Origin of the sequence: Herbaspirillum hiltneri N3 (assembly GCF_001267925.1) — a bacterium.
In the GTDB taxonomy this organism is placed as follows: domain Bacteria; phylum Pseudomonadota; class Gammaproteobacteria; order Burkholderiales; family Burkholderiaceae_D; genus Herbaspirillum; species Herbaspirillum hiltneri.
The window spans coordinates 1,537,096-1,553,541 of sequence record NZ_CP011409.1; the positions used below are offsets into that span (position 1 = coordinate 1,537,096).

Annotated in this window: 13 protein-coding genes; 6 read left to right on the top strand and 7 right to left on the bottom strand. The window is 59.5% G+C overall.

Translation table 11 applies throughout. The annotated features are described in order from the left end of the window. The first annotated feature begins 165 nt into the window (after nucleotides 1–165). Complete coding sequence (locus tag F506_RS06955) at nucleotides 166–816, top strand: VTT domain-containing protein (RefSeq protein ID WP_053196065.1); 651 nt, start codon at nucleotides 166–168, stop codon at nucleotides 814–816. A gap of 251 nt (nucleotides 817–1,067) precedes the next feature. Here F506_RS06955 and F506_RS06960 read toward each other — a convergent pair whose 3' ends face one another. Continuing rightward, complete coding sequence (locus F506_RS06960) at nucleotides 1,068–2,414, bottom strand: N-acetylmuramoyl-L-alanine amidase (protein ID WP_053196067.1); 1,347 nt, start codon at nucleotides 2,412–2,414, stop codon at nucleotides 1,068–1,070. Then, nucleotides 2,378–2,866 carry a tRNA (adenosine(37)-N6)-threonylcarbamoyltransferase complex ATPase subunit type 1 TsaE gene (gene tsaE / locus F506_RS06965; RefSeq protein WP_053196069.1) on the bottom strand — a complete coding sequence of 163 codons (489 nt, stop codon included), beginning with the start codon at nucleotides 2,864–2,866 and terminating at the stop codon, nucleotides 2,378–2,380. Before tsaE ends, F506_RS06960 begins: the two co-directional genes overlap by 37 nt. Nucleotides 2,867–2,928: 62 nt before the next feature. Between tsaE and queG the strand changes: the two genes are divergently transcribed. Both queG and F506_RS06975 read left to right on the top strand, forming a co-directional pair. Next, nucleotides 2,929–4,002: a tRNA epoxyqueuosine(34) reductase QueG gene (gene queG / locus F506_RS06970; protein WP_053196072.1), complete on the top strand. Its 1,074-nt coding sequence runs from the start codon at nucleotides 2,929–2,931 to the stop codon at nucleotides 4,000–4,002. Between the two features lie 41 nt (nucleotides 4,003–4,043). Further along, complete coding sequence (locus tag F506_RS06975; RefSeq protein ID WP_053196073.1) at nucleotides 4,044–6,461, top strand: penicillin acylase family protein; 2,418 nt, start codon at nucleotides 4,044–4,046, stop codon at nucleotides 6,459–6,461. An 82-nt stretch (nucleotides 6,462–6,543) separates the two neighbouring features. On the opposite strand, the gene F506_RS06980 is transcribed toward F506_RS06975, so the two are convergent. From F506_RS06980 to F506_RS07000, 5 genes are all read right to left on the bottom strand, one after another. Further along, on the bottom strand, nucleotides 6,544–8,604 hold the full coding sequence (locus tag F506_RS06980) for a T6SS phospholipase effector Tle1-like catalytic domain-containing protein (protein ID WP_235471407.1): 2,061 nt from the start codon (nucleotides 8,602–8,604) through the stop codon (nucleotides 6,544–6,546). Nucleotides 8,605–8,606: 2 nt separating this feature from the next. Next, complete coding sequence (locus tag F506_RS06985; protein ID WP_053196077.1) at nucleotides 8,607–9,101, bottom strand: DUF3304 domain-containing protein; 495 nt, start codon at nucleotides 9,099–9,101, stop codon at nucleotides 8,607–8,609. 338 nt (nucleotides 9,102–9,439) lie between these two features. After that, nucleotides 9,440–10,330, bottom strand: a complete 891-nt coding sequence (locus tag F506_RS06990; protein ID WP_053196079.1) for an AEC family transporter — start codon at nucleotides 10,328–10,330, stop codon at nucleotides 9,440–9,442. A 16-nt stretch (nucleotides 10,331–10,346) separates the two neighbouring features. Then, nucleotides 10,347–10,943: a response regulator transcription factor gene (locus F506_RS06995; protein WP_053196081.1), complete on the bottom strand. Its 597-nt coding sequence runs from the start codon at nucleotides 10,941–10,943 to the stop codon at nucleotides 10,347–10,349. A 54-nt stretch (nucleotides 10,944–10,997) separates the two neighbouring features. After that, nucleotides 10,998–13,022 (bottom strand): PAS domain S-box protein, encoded by a 2,025-nt coding sequence (locus tag F506_RS07000; RefSeq protein ID WP_053196083.1) that lies wholly within the window; start codon nucleotides 13,020–13,022, stop codon nucleotides 10,998–11,000. A 217-nt stretch (nucleotides 13,023–13,239) separates the two neighbouring features. On the opposite strand from F506_RS07000, the gene F506_RS07005 reads away from it, so the two are divergent. From F506_RS07005 to F506_RS07015, 3 genes are all read left to right on the top strand, one after another. Next, nucleotides 13,240–14,244 (top strand): TRAP transporter substrate-binding protein, encoded by a 1,005-nt coding sequence (locus F506_RS07005; protein WP_053196085.1) that lies wholly within the window; start codon nucleotides 13,240–13,242, stop codon nucleotides 14,242–14,244. Between the two features lie 118 nt (nucleotides 14,245–14,362). Beyond that, nucleotides 14,363–14,923: a TRAP transporter small permease gene (locus tag F506_RS07010; protein ID WP_200907735.1), complete on the top strand. Its 561-nt coding sequence runs from the start codon at nucleotides 14,363–14,365 to the stop codon at nucleotides 14,921–14,923. After that, nucleotides 14,920–16,200 (top strand): TRAP transporter large permease, encoded by a 1,281-nt coding sequence (locus F506_RS07015; protein WP_053196088.1) that lies wholly within the window; start codon nucleotides 14,920–14,922, stop codon nucleotides 16,198–16,200. The genes F506_RS07010 and F506_RS07015 overlap by 4 nt, the downstream gene beginning before the upstream one ends. The last annotated feature ends 246 nt before the right edge of the window (nucleotides 16,201–16,446 follow it).

Here is a 16,446-nt window from a genome sequence, read left to right on the forward strand (position 1 = left end):
CGGCGCAGCCTGAGCGGCGATCAACGTAATGAGTGCGGCACTCCTTTCGTAGATAGCCGCGAGATGCGTTTTCCCCGGAAAGGGTGCAGGCAAGTATCGCAACGCGCCTTGCACTACCTCCCAAACAGGATTGTTCGCATTCACGGCTATTATGAAATGAGTTCCATGGATTACTTGCAGTTACTGGACGTGCTGTTGCACGTCGACAAGTCCCTCGGCATCCTGATAGAGCAATACGGCACCTTGATTTATGTAGTGCTGTTCCTGATCATCTTCTGCGAAACCGGCCTGGTGGTATTGCCCTTTCTTCCCGGCGATTCGCTGTTGTTCATTGCCGGCACTTTTTGCGCCACCGGCGCCATGAACATCTGGCTGCTGATGTTCCTGCTGGTGGTTGCCGCCGTAACCGGCAACACCCTCAATTACTGGATCGGCAGCGCCATCGGTCACCGCGTCTTCACGCACAATTACCGCTGGCTCAATCCCGCTGCGCTGGCCAAGACTCACGCCTTCTACGAAAAACACGGCGGCAAGACCATCATCCTGGCGCGCTTCACCCCGATCGTGCGGACCTTCGCACCGTTCATCGCCGGCGTGTCGGAGATGACCTTCATCAGGTTTCAGCTCTTCAACATCATCGGCGCCCTGTTATGGGTGGTCGGCCTGCTGGCGTTCGGTTACCTGTTCGGCAACTTGCCGTGGGTGCGCCAGAATCTCAATACACTGGTACTGATCGGCATCGTTGCCGCGATCCTGCCGATCGTGCTCGGCGCGCTGTGGCAGTTCTACCGCAAGTTCTTTTCCAGACGTCAATAGTCGACCAGGCCCAGCCCGCTCAAGGCGACTCTTTCGTGATTGTCCGGAGACGCAAGGAATGACTCCGATACGTCGTGGAATAACTCATCATACGACCGCGCGGGGCCGCAGCGATGGGCGGAAATGAGGCGTGAATACAGGTCTGTTCGGCCTTGGGACCCGGTTCCGATGCCGCCCGGCAAAAGAAACCGCAGCCCAAATGAAAACTCCCGGCGCAATGGCCGGGAGCTGAAGCGAATGAGGCGGGCAGATCAGGTCAGCTTGTTCTTGGCCAGCGGAGGATTCTTCGAGAAGTACTTCTTGATGCCGGTCATGATGGCGTCGGCCATGTCATCCTGATAACTGTTGTCGGTGAGCTTGGCTTCTTCTTCCGGATTGGAGATGAAGGCCGTCTCGATCAGGATGCTGGGAATGTCCGGCGCCTTCAGCACGGCAAAGCCGGCCTGTTCCACCGCGCCCTTGTGCAGCTTGTTGATACCGCCGATTTCCTTGAGCACGGCGTTGCCGATGCGCAGGCTGTCATTGATCTGGGCCGTGGTCGACAGGTCCAGCAAGACGCTCGCCAATTGCTTGTCGTGGGTCTTGATGTTGACGCCGCCGATCATGTCGGCCGAGTTCTCCTTGTTGGCAAGCCAGCGCGCAGCAGTCGAGCTGGCGCCTTTTTCGGACAGGGCGAACACCGAGGAACCGCGCGCGGTCGGTTGCACGAAGGCGTCGGCGTGGATTGAGATGAACAGGTCGGCTTGCACCTTGCGCGCCTTTTGCACGCGCATGCCCAGCGGCACGAAGAAGTCGGCGTCGCGGGTAAGCATGACGCGCATGTTCGGCTGCTCTTCGATTTTCCTCTTGAGGCGCTTGGCGATCGACAGCACCACGTCTTTTTCGCGATTGCCGCGGCTGCCGATGGCGCCGGGATCTTCGCCGCCGTGGCCGGGGTCGAGCGCAATGGTGATCATGCGCGTCAATTGCAGCTTGGTGTCGTCCTGCGGTTTGGCCTTGGCGGCAAACGGCGGGTCTTCATCCTGCAGTTGCGGCGCAGCTTTGGGGTCCGGCTTGGCTTCGGCCAGCGGCGGCTTGATCTCGGTCTGCTGATCCTTGGGCCAGTTGCCCTTCTGGATCAGCGCGGCGATCGGGTCAGGCGGGTTGGCCGGGTAGAGGTCGATGACGAAACGGTATTTGTATTCGCCGACCGGTTCCAGGGTGAACACCTGCGGCTTGATCTCGTCCTTCAGGTCGAACACCAGCCGCACCACGCTGGGGCGGTTCTGGCCGACACGGACTTGCTTGATGTAAGGATCGTTGGGCTGGATCTTGGCGACCAGGTCTTTCAGCGTCGAATTGAGGTCGATGCCTTCGATGTCGACCACCAGGCGTTCCGGATTCTTGACGATGAAATGGGTGACTTTGAGGTTGCTGTCGTTTTCCAGCGTAACGCGGGTATAGTCGTCAGACGGCCACACGCGCACCGCGAGGATTTGCGATGCCAGCGCCGGCAGGGGAGTCAATACGGAGACGAGGAGCGTGCCGCCTGCCTTGAGGATGGTGCGGCGAGTCTTGGATGTCACAGATTTGGAGCGAATTTCAGTCGAGCGAGGCATTGATGACCCTTGTCAGACAACGCTCGTAATTCTACATCACGTCCGTGTCCTGCAACCGTTAGCGAGATATTGATATCCGGGGCGGGCAACACGGGGTCGCCCTTTTCCGGCCATTCGATGATGCAGATGCTGTTTTCGTTGAAATGTTCACGAAAACCCGCATCCAGGAACTCTTCCGGGCTTGCCATGCGGTAGAGGTCGAAGTGGATAACGGTTACCATGCGGTCTGCCAGCATCACCTCATAGGGTTCGGCCAGCGTGTAGGTCGGGCTTTTGACGCGGCCCGCGTAGCCGGCGGCATGCAGCAGCGCGCGCGTGAGCGCGGTCTTGCCGGCGCCGAGGTCGCCGTGCAGGTAGATCGCCATGCCGGGTTCCAGCACCTGAGCCAGGGCAGCGCCCAGCGCGGCGGTGCCGGCTTCGTCCTGCAAATGGGTGTGACGCGATGGCTGCATAGATTCTTGTTTGAAGCGATGTAATGAAGACGTGTATTGATCATGTGTATTGATGACGACCAATGACTGACCTTGTAGCACTTGCCGACACCATCAAAGCCTGGGGGCGCGAACTCGGGTTCGCCGACCTGCGCATTGCCGACGTCGATCTGTCGCATCGGGAAGCGGGATTCCAGGCGTGGCTGGACAAGGGTTACCACGGCGAGATGGATTATATGGCAAGCCACGGCATGAAGCGCGCCCGGCCCGCCGAATTGGTGCCCGGCACGGTGCGCGTGATCACCGTGCGCATGCCATACCTGCCGCGCGCAACCGCTCCCGACTGGCGTGAGCGCGAAGAAGGGCGCGGCGCCGACGGCAGCGCCGCGGTGGTTTCGCTGTATGCCCGCGGCCGCGATTACCACAAGGTCTTGCGCGCGCGGCTGCAGCAACTGGCCGGTCGCATCGAGAAGGAGATCGGCGCCTTCGGCTATCGCGTCTTCACCGATTCCGCACCTGTGATGGAAGTCGCTCTGGCGGAAAAATCGGGTCTCGGCTGGCGCGGCAAGCACACGCTGCTGCTCAACCGCGAAGCCGGCTCCATGTTCTTCCTCGGCGAACTGTTCACCGACCTGGCGCTGCCGGTCGACGCGCCGGTCACGCCGCATTGCGGCCAGTGCAGCAGCTGCATCGACGTCTGCCCGACCCAGGCCATCGTCGCGCCGTACGAGCTCGATGCGCGCCGTTGCATTTCCTATCTCACCATCGAGCTCAAGGGCAGCATCCCGGTCGAACTGCGCAGCCTGATCGGCAACCGCGTCTACGGCTGCGACGACTGCCAGCTGTACTGCCCGTGGAACAAGTTTGCCCAGACCTCGACCTTGCCTGACTTCGACGCGCGCCATGGCCTCGGCAGCGCTTCGCTGATCGGGCTGCTGAACTGGAGCGAGGACGACTTCAACCGCAACACCGAAGGCAGCGCGATTCGCCGCATCGGCCACGAACGCTGGCTGCGCAACATGGCGGTCGGCCTCGGCAACGCCGCCGCCACGCACAAGGGCGACGCGGAAATCGTTGCGGCTTTGCAGGCGCGTCTTGAACATCCGTCAGAGCTGGTGCGTGAACACGTGGCATGGGCGCTGGCGCAACATTCCTAGTAAAGTGTTGTCTCCATAAAAAATAACGATGGAGACACCTGATGACAAAACTGAAACCTTTATGCGCCGTCGCTTTGCTGACCGCGGCGTCGTGCATGGCGATGGCCGCCGCCGCCGCCGCCGATGCATCCGAAACCCTGCGCATTCCGGGCCTGCACAAGAAGGCCGAGATCCTCGTCGACAAATGGGGCGTGCCGCACATCTACGCCGCCAGCCAGGACGACGCCTTCTTCGTGCAGGGCTTCAACGCCGCGCGCGACCGTCTGTTCCAGATCGATTTGTGGCGCCGGCGCGGACTGGGCCAGTTATCCGAAGTGTTTGGTCCAGCCTACGTGGCGCAGGACCAGGCGACACGCTTGTTTCTCTATCGCGGCGACATGCAGCGCGAATGGAAATCCTATGGCAAGCAGGCCGAACACGTGGCGACCGCCTTCGTTGCCGGCATCAATGCCTATGTCGATTACGTCACGGCGCATCCGGAGCGGCTGCCGTATGAGTTCAGGCAACTGGCTTACCTGCCGGCCCGGTGGCAGGCGGAAGACGTGGTGCGCATCCGCAGCCACGGCCTGACGCGCAACCTCACCAGCGAAGTCGCGCGCGCCAACGTGGCGTGCAAGGCCGATCTCAAGTCCGACGAAATCCGCTTCGGCCTGACGCCGAAATGGGAGGCTACGATGCCGCAAGGGCTCGATCCCTGCCTGCCGAAAGACTTGCTCAAGGTCTTCACGTTGGCGACCCAGAACGTCAAGATCACCAAGGAGAGCCTCAACGCAAGCGCCGATGATCACGGCGCCAGCGTGCAGATCGCCGCGGCGGAAAACCTGGAAGAGACCATGGAAGGCAGCAACAACTGGGTCGTCTCTCCGGCAAAATCGGCGACCGGGCGCGCCATCATGGCCAACGATCCTCACCGCGCCTATTCGGCGCCGTCGCTGCGCTACATCACGCATCTCAGCGCACCCGGCCTCGACGTCATCGGCGCTGGCGAACCTGCCTTGCCGGGCGTGTCGATCGGGCACAACGGCACCATCGCCTTCGGCCTGACGATTTTCAACATAGACCAGGAAGATCTCTACGTCTACGAGCTCAATCCCGACAATCCGAACGAGTACAAATACCAGGGCAAGTGGGAGCGCTTCAGCGTCCTGCACGAACCGATCAAGGTCAAGGGCGGCGCGCCGGCTTCCGCCGAGCTGACTTTCACGCGGCATGGTCCGGTGATCTTCGTCGAGAAGGAAAAGAATCGCGCCTTCGCGGTCCGTTCCGGCTGGCTGGAGCCGGGCATGTCGCCGTACTTCGGCAGCATCGACTACATGCGCGCCAGGAATTTCAAGTCCTTCAAGCGCGCCATGCTGAACTGGGGAGCGCCGACCGAGAACCAGGTCTACGCCGACGTCAAAGGCAACATCGGCTGGGTGCCGGGCGGTCTCGCACCGAAGCGCCCGAATTGGGACGGCTTGCTGCCGGTGCCGGGCGACGGTCGTTATGAGTGGAACGGATTCTGGACCGGCGACCAGCTGCCGTCGACCTACAATCCCAAGCAGGGCTGGTTCGCTTCGGCCAACCAGATGAACCTGCCGGACGACTATCCTTACCGCGAGCGCAAGCTCGGCTTCGAGTGGACCAACAATTCGCGTTTCTCGCGCATCAGCGAAGTGCTGGCCTCCTTGCCGAAGGTGTCGCTGGAAGATTCGATGCGCCTGCAAAACGACGACCTGGCGATTCCCGCACGCCGTCTCGGCGCGCTGCTCAAGCCGCTGTCTTCGACCGATGCGCAGACCCAGGCGGCGCTGACTATCTTCAGCAACTGGGATTACGTCGAGCGTGTCGATTCGCCGCAGGCTGCGCTGTATGAAGTCTGGCTCACGCGCCATCTGGGCAAGGCCTTCAAGGACGCCGTGCTGAGCAAGGACGCGGCAGCCGCGATGGGCGCACCCGATACCGCCGTGCTGCTCGACACGTTGGAGCAGCCGCAGGCCAGGTTCGGCGCCGATGCGGCGAAGAAGCGCGACGAGGTTTTGCTGAGCAGCCTCGGCGGCGCTTATGCCGAGATGGTCAAGCTGCAGGGCGATGACGCGAGCAAATGGCAATGGGGCAAGCTGCATCACAACCTGATGGAGCATCCGCTGGCCGGCGTGGTGGACGAGGCGACGCGTGCGAAGCTGAACGTCGGACCGCTGCCGAAACATGGCGGCGCCTATTCGCCGAACCAGTCGACTTATCGTCCGAGCGACTTCCGCCAGACCAACGGCCCGTCGTTCCGGGTGGTGGTCGACGTAGGCAACTGGGATAACTCCAGGGCGGTCAATTCTCCGGGGCAATCGGGCGATCCGGACAGCCCGCATTATCGCGACCTGGCCGACAAGTGGCTCAACGGCGAGTATTTCCCGCTGCTGTATTCGCGCAAGGCGGTGGAGGCGGCGACGGTGCAGCGGATCGTGCTGGAGCCGGGCAGGTAAGACAAACTGTGAGCAGCCGTTCCTGCTATCGCTGGAACGGCTGCTCATGAAGCATCAGATGGGTTACGTGCCGTAGATCTATTTACGGCAAAAACACAACGCGCGGCGACAAATATCCGCCGCCTTCCCGCAAAGTCTCGGTCTGTGTGGTGACGAACACGCTGCACAATGCGTTCGCATCGCTGTCTTTTTGCACGGGGAAAATTGGCTTGCCGTGAGCATCTCGCGTCAACAAGCTGGATTCTTCATCGGTAAAGGCAACCCGGCGCTGTAGAGATTCCATCTCTCCCGTACGGCCATTGAATCGCGCACTCTCCACCTGCTTCGCTAACGCCGCCTTGTCATCCAGAATCTTTTGCAGTTCGGGATTCTGCATCTTGGCCTTCTCAAAATTCTGCCAGGCCTGATGGTGATAGCGATCGTTTTCCGACGGCGGCTTGGTTTGCCATGTGCGCAGTTTCTCCGCTTTCTCTTCTGCGCTGACGTAACCGCCCAGATAGAAGCCCGCCAGCGAATCGTGCACCTGTTCTTCCAGCAAGGCGATGCCCTTGGCTTTGGACTGGCCGCGTTGCTCTTCGAATACTTGGAGCGCCAGGGTTTCAGTTTCGTCGGGCACCTGGCGGATATCTGCGCGCAGCAACTGTTCGCGGTTGGCGATGTGACTGTGTTCCGGCGCAAAGAATTTGATTTCATCGCCGTTGGCTCGATACATCCTTGGACGGCCGTCCTTGGCGCGCTCACGCAGCAGTTCCATGTCACCCTTGAACAGATCCTCGTAGCTGATCATGTCTTGCTGCTCTTGGGGCGTTGCACGCTGGCAGGCCGGCAGTTGCGCCATGCGGCCTGACCAGTGATAGCGAAAACGGTAATACATCTGCATGTGTTCGCGTACCTGACTCTCATACGTCCCGGCAAAATCTCCGGCAGCCATATACGCGTTCCAGTTGGTCGCCAGTTCGGGGCTGAGGGCGTAGTCCGCTTGCAGGTCTGAGGCCATGCGATGGTAGGTCACCAGGGGCACGCCCGCCAGACGCGCAATTTTATGCATATGCAACAGCGGCACCTGCGACACCATTTGCCCTACTGTCATGCCACGGCCTTGCTCCTTGGGGCAGTAGCCGCCGCCCACATCCGAGTGCACGCCGGGATAGAGCACTTCCTGCACGTTGTTGCCCTGCACGCGTGTGACGGGAAAGTTCATGCGCTGTTCGTGCGCGGCAATGTAGTGCACCGTCTGCTTGACCAGTGATGGCAGTGGCGTCAGGGTCTCTGCAGCCCAACTGAAGTGACCGTCGATGAAGCGGAAAGGTGTGGTCTTTGCCGCCGAATGCGGCAGGCCGACCGACGCAACCGAGTCAAACAGGCCGAGGAAATTGATCTCGATGGGCATGCCCGCGAGCGTCGATTTCTCTTCCAGCGCAGCATGCAGCCAATAGCAGAAACTGCGCGCTTCAATCGCCCCTCGTGAAAAACCGAATACGGCGACACGAATTTTAGGGATACGGGGCTGGATGATGATGTCGCGCTGGGCTTGCAGCCTGTCGTTCAACTCGTCGCGTAGTTCTGTGAACCAGCGCCTGCGGCGCTCGTGCTGGGGATATTCCTTGTCGTAGTTGTTTTCGACGTCGCGAGTGTAACTTTTTAGTTTGGCGGTGAGTTGAGCGTCTGAAAATAGAGCTCGATTTTCGTTAAAGGCACGATGCACAGCGTTATACACCTGCAAGATCGCAAACAGAATCCGTGCCTGCCCGCCTTTTCCCATTGCCTTGCCTTCCTGCGTTTCCTTCCACTCCTGATTCTCAGGGAAGCGGGTACCGACACCCGGAATATAGAAACGATAGCAACCACGCTGCTCTAAATTGCCAAGACCTCGGGCGTCTTCTTTATGTGCATTAAATAGCTTAACGATATTGGTATGCGCCTGATTGGGTTCATCCCTGTATTTATTGTTGCTGGTACCGTCGAAGAACAGACCGATCTTGACCATCTTCTGGCAAGGCGGCAGACGCAATCCACTGGGACTGTATTCCGGTTCCATGCGGTTGAGATCACAGATTGCAATCTCCTCGCGCTCAGCCAGTGCACTTTCTTGCTGGGCACGATCAGCAATAGTGAGGGGGGCAGAAAAGATGGGGGCGCTCATGATTATTGGTCCTCCGCTGGAGGGACGGTGGCGTCGTCAGGTATGGGATGCGCTGGATTTCCCGGCCCGTTAAATGCAGCAGAAACTACTCTGACTTGATCTCCAGGGAAGAAATGTACATAAATCGTCCCCGCCTCGTCATACCGCATGATGTTGGTCGTCTTTTCCACCCATTCCCGCCCGTTGGGCTTCCAGCGCACTTTGACCTTCATCCCCGGAAACCACGTCTTGGGCAGCGCGTAGCCGGCGGCGATGATGCCGCCGCAACTGGCACCGCCCACCATCCGACCTCCTACAGGGCCGCTATGGACAGGTTCTTCTATGGCAAAAGAATGGATGTAACCCGTTCCATGCGTGACACAGGAGATCGATACGTATTCTTCCGGGATGTACACATAGGGCTTCGCTTCTTTCGTTGTTTCTGCAACCGGAGTAGTGCCATTGCACGCAGACAGTGCAGCGATACTTACCAGAAGCAGTAGTTTTTTAATCGTCATATTGTTTTCCAGAGGGAGTTGATAAGGCGAAATACAGTCTGCTAATGTCTTCGAAGGTATGACGGCTGTAAATATGCGAGGGCCTGCAGGTTCAGGAAAATCGTGAAAAGTCGTGAAATATGGAGAGAAGAGTCTTATCGTCTATAGGACTGATTTTAAGAAGAGGCGAAAGCGAGAACTTACGCTTCCACGGAAAGGAAGTCGCTTACAAAAAACGTCGAACAGGCCGAAATGTGTCGAGCTGACACTGAGATTCAGCCGTGACGAATAGAATAAACCGCTAGATTGCGGCTTTCGTCGGCATGACGATCAAGCGGCAAGGAGGGTATGTCCAGGCTTCAATGCACCAGCATCAGCCAGAACGGAATCGTCACTGCCGACACCAGCGTGCCGAGTGAAATCAGGAAGGCCGTCATCGGACCGTTGCCGCCCATGCGCGCAGCGAGGATGTAGCAGCTCGACGCGGTCGGCAGCGAGCAGAACAGCACGACGATCTGCAACTGCAGCTGCGGCAGTTCGAGCCAGCGTCCCAATCCGTAGGCGACGGCGGGCACCGCCAGCAATTTGATGGCGGTGAAATAGACCGTCATCAGTTTGTCTTCACGTATTCCCGACAGGCGCAGGCCTGCGCCGACCATCAGCAGACCCAATGCAATCGAGGCGCTACCCAAGCGCGACAAGACCGCGCCGGCGACTTCCGGCAAGGTGAAACCGCACAGCGCGAACAGCAGGCCGGCGCCGGTGGCGATCAGCAATGGATTACGCATCAGTTCGCTCAACAGGTTGCCGCTGCGATGGGCCAGCGCATGCACGGCCGCCATGTTGCACAAGGGGACGCCGAAGCCGATCAGCAGCGCCATCAGTCCCACGCCTTTTTCTCCCGCCAGGCGCGATGCCAGCGCGAGCGCAATGTACGAGTTGAAACGGAAGGCCGTCTGCATGCCCGACTCGTAGGTCATGGGGCCGGTTTTGATGAAGGGTTTGCCGATCCAGGTCAGCGCCACGCCGGCCAGCAAGGCCAGCACGCCGACTTCGACGAACTTGCCCGTGGTGGCGAGATTGAGTTGCAGGCGCGCGGTGGAATAAAACAGCAGCGCCGGGAACAGCAGGTAATAGACCATCTTTTCCATGCCGGCCCAGAACGCAGCTCCCCAATCGGTGATGCGGAAAATGATCACCCCCATCAGGATCAGGATGAAATCGGGCAGCAGAAGCGAGATGACTTGCATGAGAGGAAAAGAGGCGTTATTTCAGTAGCCGTGCGAGTTCGACGGCGGTCTTGACGTTCATCTTGTCGAAAATATGGGCGCGGTGCACTTCCACCGTGCGCATGCTGATACCGAGTTCATCGGCGATGATCTTGTTCATTTTGCCGGCCAGGATCAGGTCCAGCACTTCGCGTTCGCGCGAGGACAGAGCCTCCAGGCGCGTGCGCACGGCATCCTGTTCGCCGGCTTCGCGCGAGGCCTGCAGCGCTTCCAGCACGCGGTCCATCAATTGGTTGTCGTTGAACGGCTTTTCAAAGAAATCGAAGGCGCCGTTTTTGAGCATGTCGACCGCCATCGGCACGTCGCCGTGACCGGTCAGGAAAATCACGGGACGGCGCCGTGTGATGCCGCGGCTCTTGAGCGTGTCGAACAGCGCCACACCGCTCTGGTCGGGCATACGCACGTCGAGCAGGATGCATTCGCCGTCGACGTCGAAATTGTCGGGACCGGCCTGCTCCATCGCCGCCAGGAACGCTGCGGCGCCGGCATAGGCGAGTGAGGGAATTGCGCGCGATTGCGCCAGCCATGTGAGCGAATCGCGGATGATCTCTTCGTCGTCAACAATGTGCAGCATCGATGCAATGTGAAATAGTGGCGCTTGGCCGATGGCGCGCGCTTTTGTTGTGGTTCAACCGGCGGAGTCCTGCACAGGCAGGGAAGGCAAGGAAAACCGGAAGATTGTACCTCCTGTGGGGTTGTCGGCATAGGACAACGTGCCGCCATGGAATTCGATGGTGGTGCGGCAGATGTTGAGACCCATGCCCATGCCTTCGGCTTTGGTCGAGAAAAATGGCGAGAACAGGGCGGCGGCGACTTCGGGCGGGATGCCGTGGCCTTGGTCGATGACCGACACCACCACCGATTGCTGGGTCGATTGCTGCGACGACGTCTGCCGGTCGAGCGTGGCGGCGATACGCAGGATGCGGCGCTCCGGCGCGCTCGCCGCCATCGCCTGGATGGCGTTGCGCGTGAGGTTGAGCAGCACCTGTTCGAGCAGCACAGCGTCGCCCAGTACGTCGGGCAGGTCGGCGGGAATCGCGGTCTGCACCACCACCAGGAATTGCTGCGCCTGCAGTTCGACCAGCGGTGCGATGTTGTCGACGATGTTCTTGATCGATACCGGCTGGCGCGTGGGCTCGCGCTTCTTGACGAACTGGTGCACGCTGCGGATGACATTGCCGGCGCGCTGCGCCTGGGTGTTGATTTTTTCGAGTGCGGGTTGCAGCGAGGCCGGATCGATGGAGCCGTTCTGCATCATGTTGAGCGCTCCCGTGGTGTAGCTGGAAATCGCCGCCAGCGGCTGGTTCAGTTCATGCGCCAGGGTCGATGCTATCTCGCCCATGCTGGCCAGGCGCGCCCCGGTCTGCAGTTTTTCCTGCTGCATGCGGCTGAGGTCCTCGGCGCGCTTGCGATCGGTGACGTCGAGGATCGATCCCATCCAGCCGGTCTGCTTGCCGTTCTGGTCTACCAGCGGCGATTCGAAAATCAGTACCGGGAAGCGCTCGCCATCCTTGCGCTGGAAGATGGTTTCGAATTGCGGCGTGATGCGGCCGGCCAGCACTTTCGAGAAACGTTCCTGGTATTCATCCATCGCTTCCGGCGCCCAGTAGGGCATCGGCGGGATCTTGCCGACCAGCTCGTCGGCGGGAATGCCGACCATGGTGCAGAAGGCCGGATTGACGTAGGTAATGCGGCCTTCGAGGTCGCGTGCGCGCATGCCGGTGACCAGCGAATTTTCCATCGCGCTGCGGAAGGACACTTCGTGCACCAGCGCTTCTTCCGCCGTCATGCGGCGGTTGATGTCGCGCCACAGCGCCCACAGGCTCCACAGCAAACCGAGCGACAACACGATGACCGAGCCGACCAGCAAGTTGGGCAGCAGTTTCGGCGCGCTCTTGGTGCTGTTGGTATGCAGCCGCAGCGTCAGTCCGGGCAGCTCCAGCTCGCGACGATGGGTGTAGACGTTCAGGCCGGGGCCGCCGGCGGTGCGGCGTGCAACCACCTTGTCGTCGGTGTCGGTGAGGAGGATTTCATTGTCCTGGGCGAACCACCAAGGCACCATTTCATTGAGCACACGCGACACTGAATAGCTGGCGACGACGCTGCCGAGGTATTGGCTTTCACGGAACAGCGGGATGTGGTAATCCATCACCACCGGTTCGGCGATCCCGGACGGCACCGCGGGTGCGCTGTAAATCGGGCGGCGAATGGTGCGCGCATGTTCTTCAGCCTGTTGCGAGGGCATCGACAATTCGTGGCGCGGGACCGGGAAATCATCGGTCGATGCGATCGGCTTGCCGTCGACACCGAACCAGGTGACGCGATAGAACTCGCGGTTGTTGCGCAGCAGTGCGTTGAGGCGGCTGCGGAACTGATCTTTCTTCAGGTGTTCGTTGACGATCTCGCGCGCGATCAGGCGCATGCTTTCATCATCGCGGCTGAGCTGGAAACGGATCGCCTGTTCCACCCACAGCGAGTCGGCGATGAGCTGTTCCTGGCGCTCGCTCGACTCCATCTGCTGCGCCTGGCGCGGCAGCCAGATCAGCGTCATCAGGAACAGCAGCACCAGCAGGATGGGCATGACCCAGCGCAGCAGGTGGCGGCGTCCCGGCGATAGCAGATGGGAAGGGGAGGAAAGGCGCTGCGGTTTCATTTGGTGTGTGGAGCTTGCAACGATGCGGTGCGCGTAGTTTATCGCGAGCAGGGCGATTGCGGAGGATGTTCGCGGGAGAGGGCGCTGGATATTGCAGTGCGTCATGCGAATTGTGGTTATCCACAGTTGTGTCAGTATTTTGTCATGTCAAAATGCGCTCAGTCAGAATTGTGACCACGCCTTTTCCATATTTTTCAAAACCAAAAAGGGGACAACCATGAAGCTCAAGTCATTCGTATTCGCGCTTTCCGCCGCCGCCGTCTTTGCCGGCAACGCCTTCGCCCAGGCGCCGATCATCATCAAATTCAGCCATGTGGTGGCCAACGACACGCCTAAAGGCAAGGGCGCAGAGCGTTTCAAGGAACTGGCCGAGAAAGCTACCAAAGGCCGCGTGAAGGTCGAAGTCTATCCGAACAGCACGCTGTACAAGGACAAGGAAGAGCTTGAGGCGCTGCAACTGGGCGCCGTGCAGATGCTGGCGCCGTCGCTGGCCAAGTTCGGTCCGCTGGGCGTGAAGGAATTCGAAGTCTTCGACTTGCCTTATATTTTCCCGAGCAAGGAAGTGCTGTATCGCGTGACCGAAGGTCCGATCGGCAAGGATCTGTTCAAGAAGCTGGAGCCGAAGGGCATTACCGGTCTGGCGTATTGGGATAACGGTTTCAAGGTCATGTCGGCCAACAAGCCGCTGCACGTGCCGGCCGATTTCCGCGGCCTGAAGATGCGCATCCAGTCGTCCAAGGTTCTCGATGCGCAGATGCGCGCACTCGGCGCCAATCCGCAAGTGCTGGCGTTCTCCGAGGTCTACCAGGCGCTGCAGACCGGCGTGGTCGACGGCACCGAGAATCCGCCATCGAACCTGTACACCCAGAAGATGCATGAAGTGCAGAAGCACGTGACGGTTTCCGATCACGGCTATCTGGGTTATGCCGTCATCGTCAACAAGAAGTTCTGGGACGGCCTGCCTGCCGACATCCGCACTGCCCTGGAAGGCGCGATGAAGGACGCTACCAAGTACGCCAACGCGATCGCGCAGCAAGAGAACGACGCTGCACTGGCAGCGGTGCAAAAGACCGGCAAGACCACTATCTATCGTCTCAACGACAAGGAAAAGGCCGAATGGCGCAAAGCCTTGCTGCCGGTTCAGACACAAATGGCAGACCGTATCGGCAAGGATCTGATTTCCGCCGTGAACAAGGAAGCTGCTGCACTGGGTCAGAAGTAAATCGGGTTTCAGTCGCAAATAAAAAGTTCAAGGAACGTCCGGTGCAGCGACAACCTGCACCGGAAAAAACGACAGGGCAGGGCGATTTTTATTGGCCACCCACTGAGGAGACACGATGTTGAAATTTTTAGACCACTTGGAAGAGTGGCTCATTGCATTTTTGATGGCGGCAGCGACTGTCATCATCTTTGTCGCCGTGGTGCATCGCTATGCATCCGGTTTGCCGATTCCCTGGCTGCAGGATGAGCTGATCCAGATCAACACCAGCTGGGCGCAGGAATTGTGCATCTACATGTTCGTCTGGATGGCCAAGTTCGGCGCCGCCTATGGCGTGCGCACCGGCATCCACGTCGGCGTCGATGTGCTGATCAATCGCATGAACACGCCATGGCGCAACAAGTTCGTCGTGTTCGGCCTGCTGGCCGGGGCCTTGTTTACCGGCATCGTCGGCACCCTGGGCGCCGAGTTCGTGTGGGAAATCGCACAGCATTCCAGCACGTCGGAAGTCATGGAAGTACCGATGTGGATCGTCTATCTGGCGGTGCCGCTGGGTTCGTATCTGATGTGTTTCCGTTTCCTGCAGGTCTGCTGGGCCTTCATCAAGACCGGTGAATTGCCTAAGCACGACCACACCCACGTCGAAGGCCTCGACGAAGAAATCGCAGGAGGAAAAGCATGAACGCAGCAATTATCTTCGTCCTGCTGTTCGGCCTGATGCTGACCGGGATGCCGATCTCGATCTCGCTCGGCCTGACGGTCCTGACCTTCCTGTTCACCATGACCGACGTGCCGATCCAGTCGGTCGCGCTGAAACTGTTCACCGGCATCGAGAAGTTCGAGATCATGGCGATCCCGTTCTTTATTCTCGCCGGCAACTTCCTCACCCACGGTGGGGTGGCGCGACGCATGATCAACTTCGCCACGTCCATGGTCGGTCACTGGCATGGTGGTCTGGCATTGGCCGGCGTGATGGCGTGCGCCTTGTTTGCCGCCGTGTCCGGTTCATCGCCGGCAACCGTGGTGGCGATCGGCTCCATCATCCTGCCGGCGATGGTGCGTCAGGGTTTTCCCAAGAAGTTCGGCGCCGGCGTCATTACCACCTCGGGCGCCCTGGGCATCCTGATCCCACCGTCGATCGTGATGGTGATGTATTCGGTCTCGACCAATACCTCGGTGGGCAAGCTGTTCATGGCCGGCGTCGTGCCGGGTCTAATGCTGGCGCTCCTGCTCGGCCTGACTACCTGGTACCTCGCGCGCAAGCATAACTACCCACGCTTGCCGAAGGCGAGCTGGGCCGAGCGCGGGGCTGCTTTCCGCAAGAGCGGCTGGGGTTTGTTCCTGATCGTGATCGTGATGGGCGGGATTTATTCCGGCGCGTTTACACCGACTGAGGCGGCGGCAATGGCGGCGGTGTATGCCTTCATCATTGCGGTGTTCGTCTACAAGGACATGAGCCTGAAGCAAGTGCCGAAGGTCTTGCTCGACTCCGCCTCGATGTCGGCCATGCTGTTGTACATCATCACCAACGCGGTGCTGTTCTCGTTCCTCGTGACCAGCGAAAACATCCCGCAGGCGATGGCGGCGATGATCACCGACAGCGGCCTCGGCCCGATCACTTTCCTGCTGGTGGTGAACGTGTTGCTGCTGTTGGCGGGCAACGTGATGGAGCCGTCGTCGATCGTGCTGATCATGGCGCCGATCCTGTTCCCGGTGGCAATGAAGCTGGGCATCGATCCGGTCCACTTCGGCATCCTGATCGTGGTCAACATGGAAGTCGGCATGTGCCATCCGCCGGTCGGCCTGAACCTGTACGTGGCCTCGGGCATTACCAAGATGGGGATTACCGAACTGACCATTGCGGTGATGCCGTGGCTGCTGACGATGCTGGCGTTCCTGGCGCTGATAACCTATGTGCCGCAGATTTCGTTGTGGTTGCCTAACCTGGTTTTTGACTGATATCGGTCTGATTTGCAGGGCCCGTCGCCGCAGGCTGGAAGCGGCGGCGACGGCGATATTGTCAGAATGAAATGTTGTCTAATAACATGTTTTAAATTTGCGCAAAAAGTACTTTTAATGCTGAGCAAGTACTGTTAAAGTGCGACCTTCGTCTGCAAAGACAATAGAATTTCAGCCGCAGTATTGTCGGTAGTTCATGGCTTTAAAACGAGATTTAAAGTGGGTGATGCACATAACAAACGGTAT

Bases quoted from the DNA above. Each gene is read 5' to 3' on its own strand.
- F506_RS06955 (WP_053196065.1), top strand. From the start codon at position 166: ATGGATTACTTGCAGTTACTGGACGTGCTGTTGCACGTCGACAAGTCC.
- F506_RS06960 (WP_053196067.1), bottom strand. From the start codon at position 2,414: ATGCCTCGCTCGACTGAAATTCGCTCCAAATCTGTGACATCCAAGACT.
- tsaE (WP_053196069.1), bottom strand. From the start codon at position 2,866: ATGCAGCCATCGCGTCACACCCATTTGCAGGACGAAGCCGGCACCGCC.
- queG (WP_053196072.1), top strand. From the start codon at position 2,929: ATGACTGACCTTGTAGCACTTGCCGACACCATCAAAGCCTGGGGGCGC.
- F506_RS06975 (WP_053196073.1), top strand. From the start codon at position 4,044: ATGACAAAACTGAAACCTTTATGCGCCGTCGCTTTGCTGACCGCGGCG.
- F506_RS06980 (WP_235471407.1), bottom strand. From the start codon at position 8,604: ATGAGCGCCCCCATCTTTTCTGCCCCCCTCACTATTGCTGATCGTGCC.
- F506_RS06985 (WP_053196077.1), bottom strand. From the start codon at position 9,101: ATGACGATTAAAAAACTACTGCTTCTGGTAAGTATCGCTGCACTGTCT.
- F506_RS06990 (WP_053196079.1), bottom strand. From the start codon at position 10,330: ATGCAAGTCATCTCGCTTCTGCTGCCCGATTTCATCCTGATCCTGATG.
- F506_RS06995 (WP_053196081.1), bottom strand. From the start codon at position 10,943: ATGCTGCACATTGTTGACGACGAAGAGATCATCCGCGATTCGCTCACA.
- F506_RS07000 (WP_053196083.1), bottom strand. From the start codon at position 13,022: ATGAAACCGCAGCGCCTTTCCTCCCCTTCCCATCTGCTATCGCCGGGA.
- F506_RS07005 (WP_053196085.1), top strand. From the start codon at position 13,240: ATGAAGCTCAAGTCATTCGTATTCGCGCTTTCCGCCGCCGCCGTCTTT.
- F506_RS07015 (WP_053196088.1), top strand. From the start codon at position 14,920: ATGAACGCAGCAATTATCTTCGTCCTGCTGTTCGGCCTGATGCTGACC.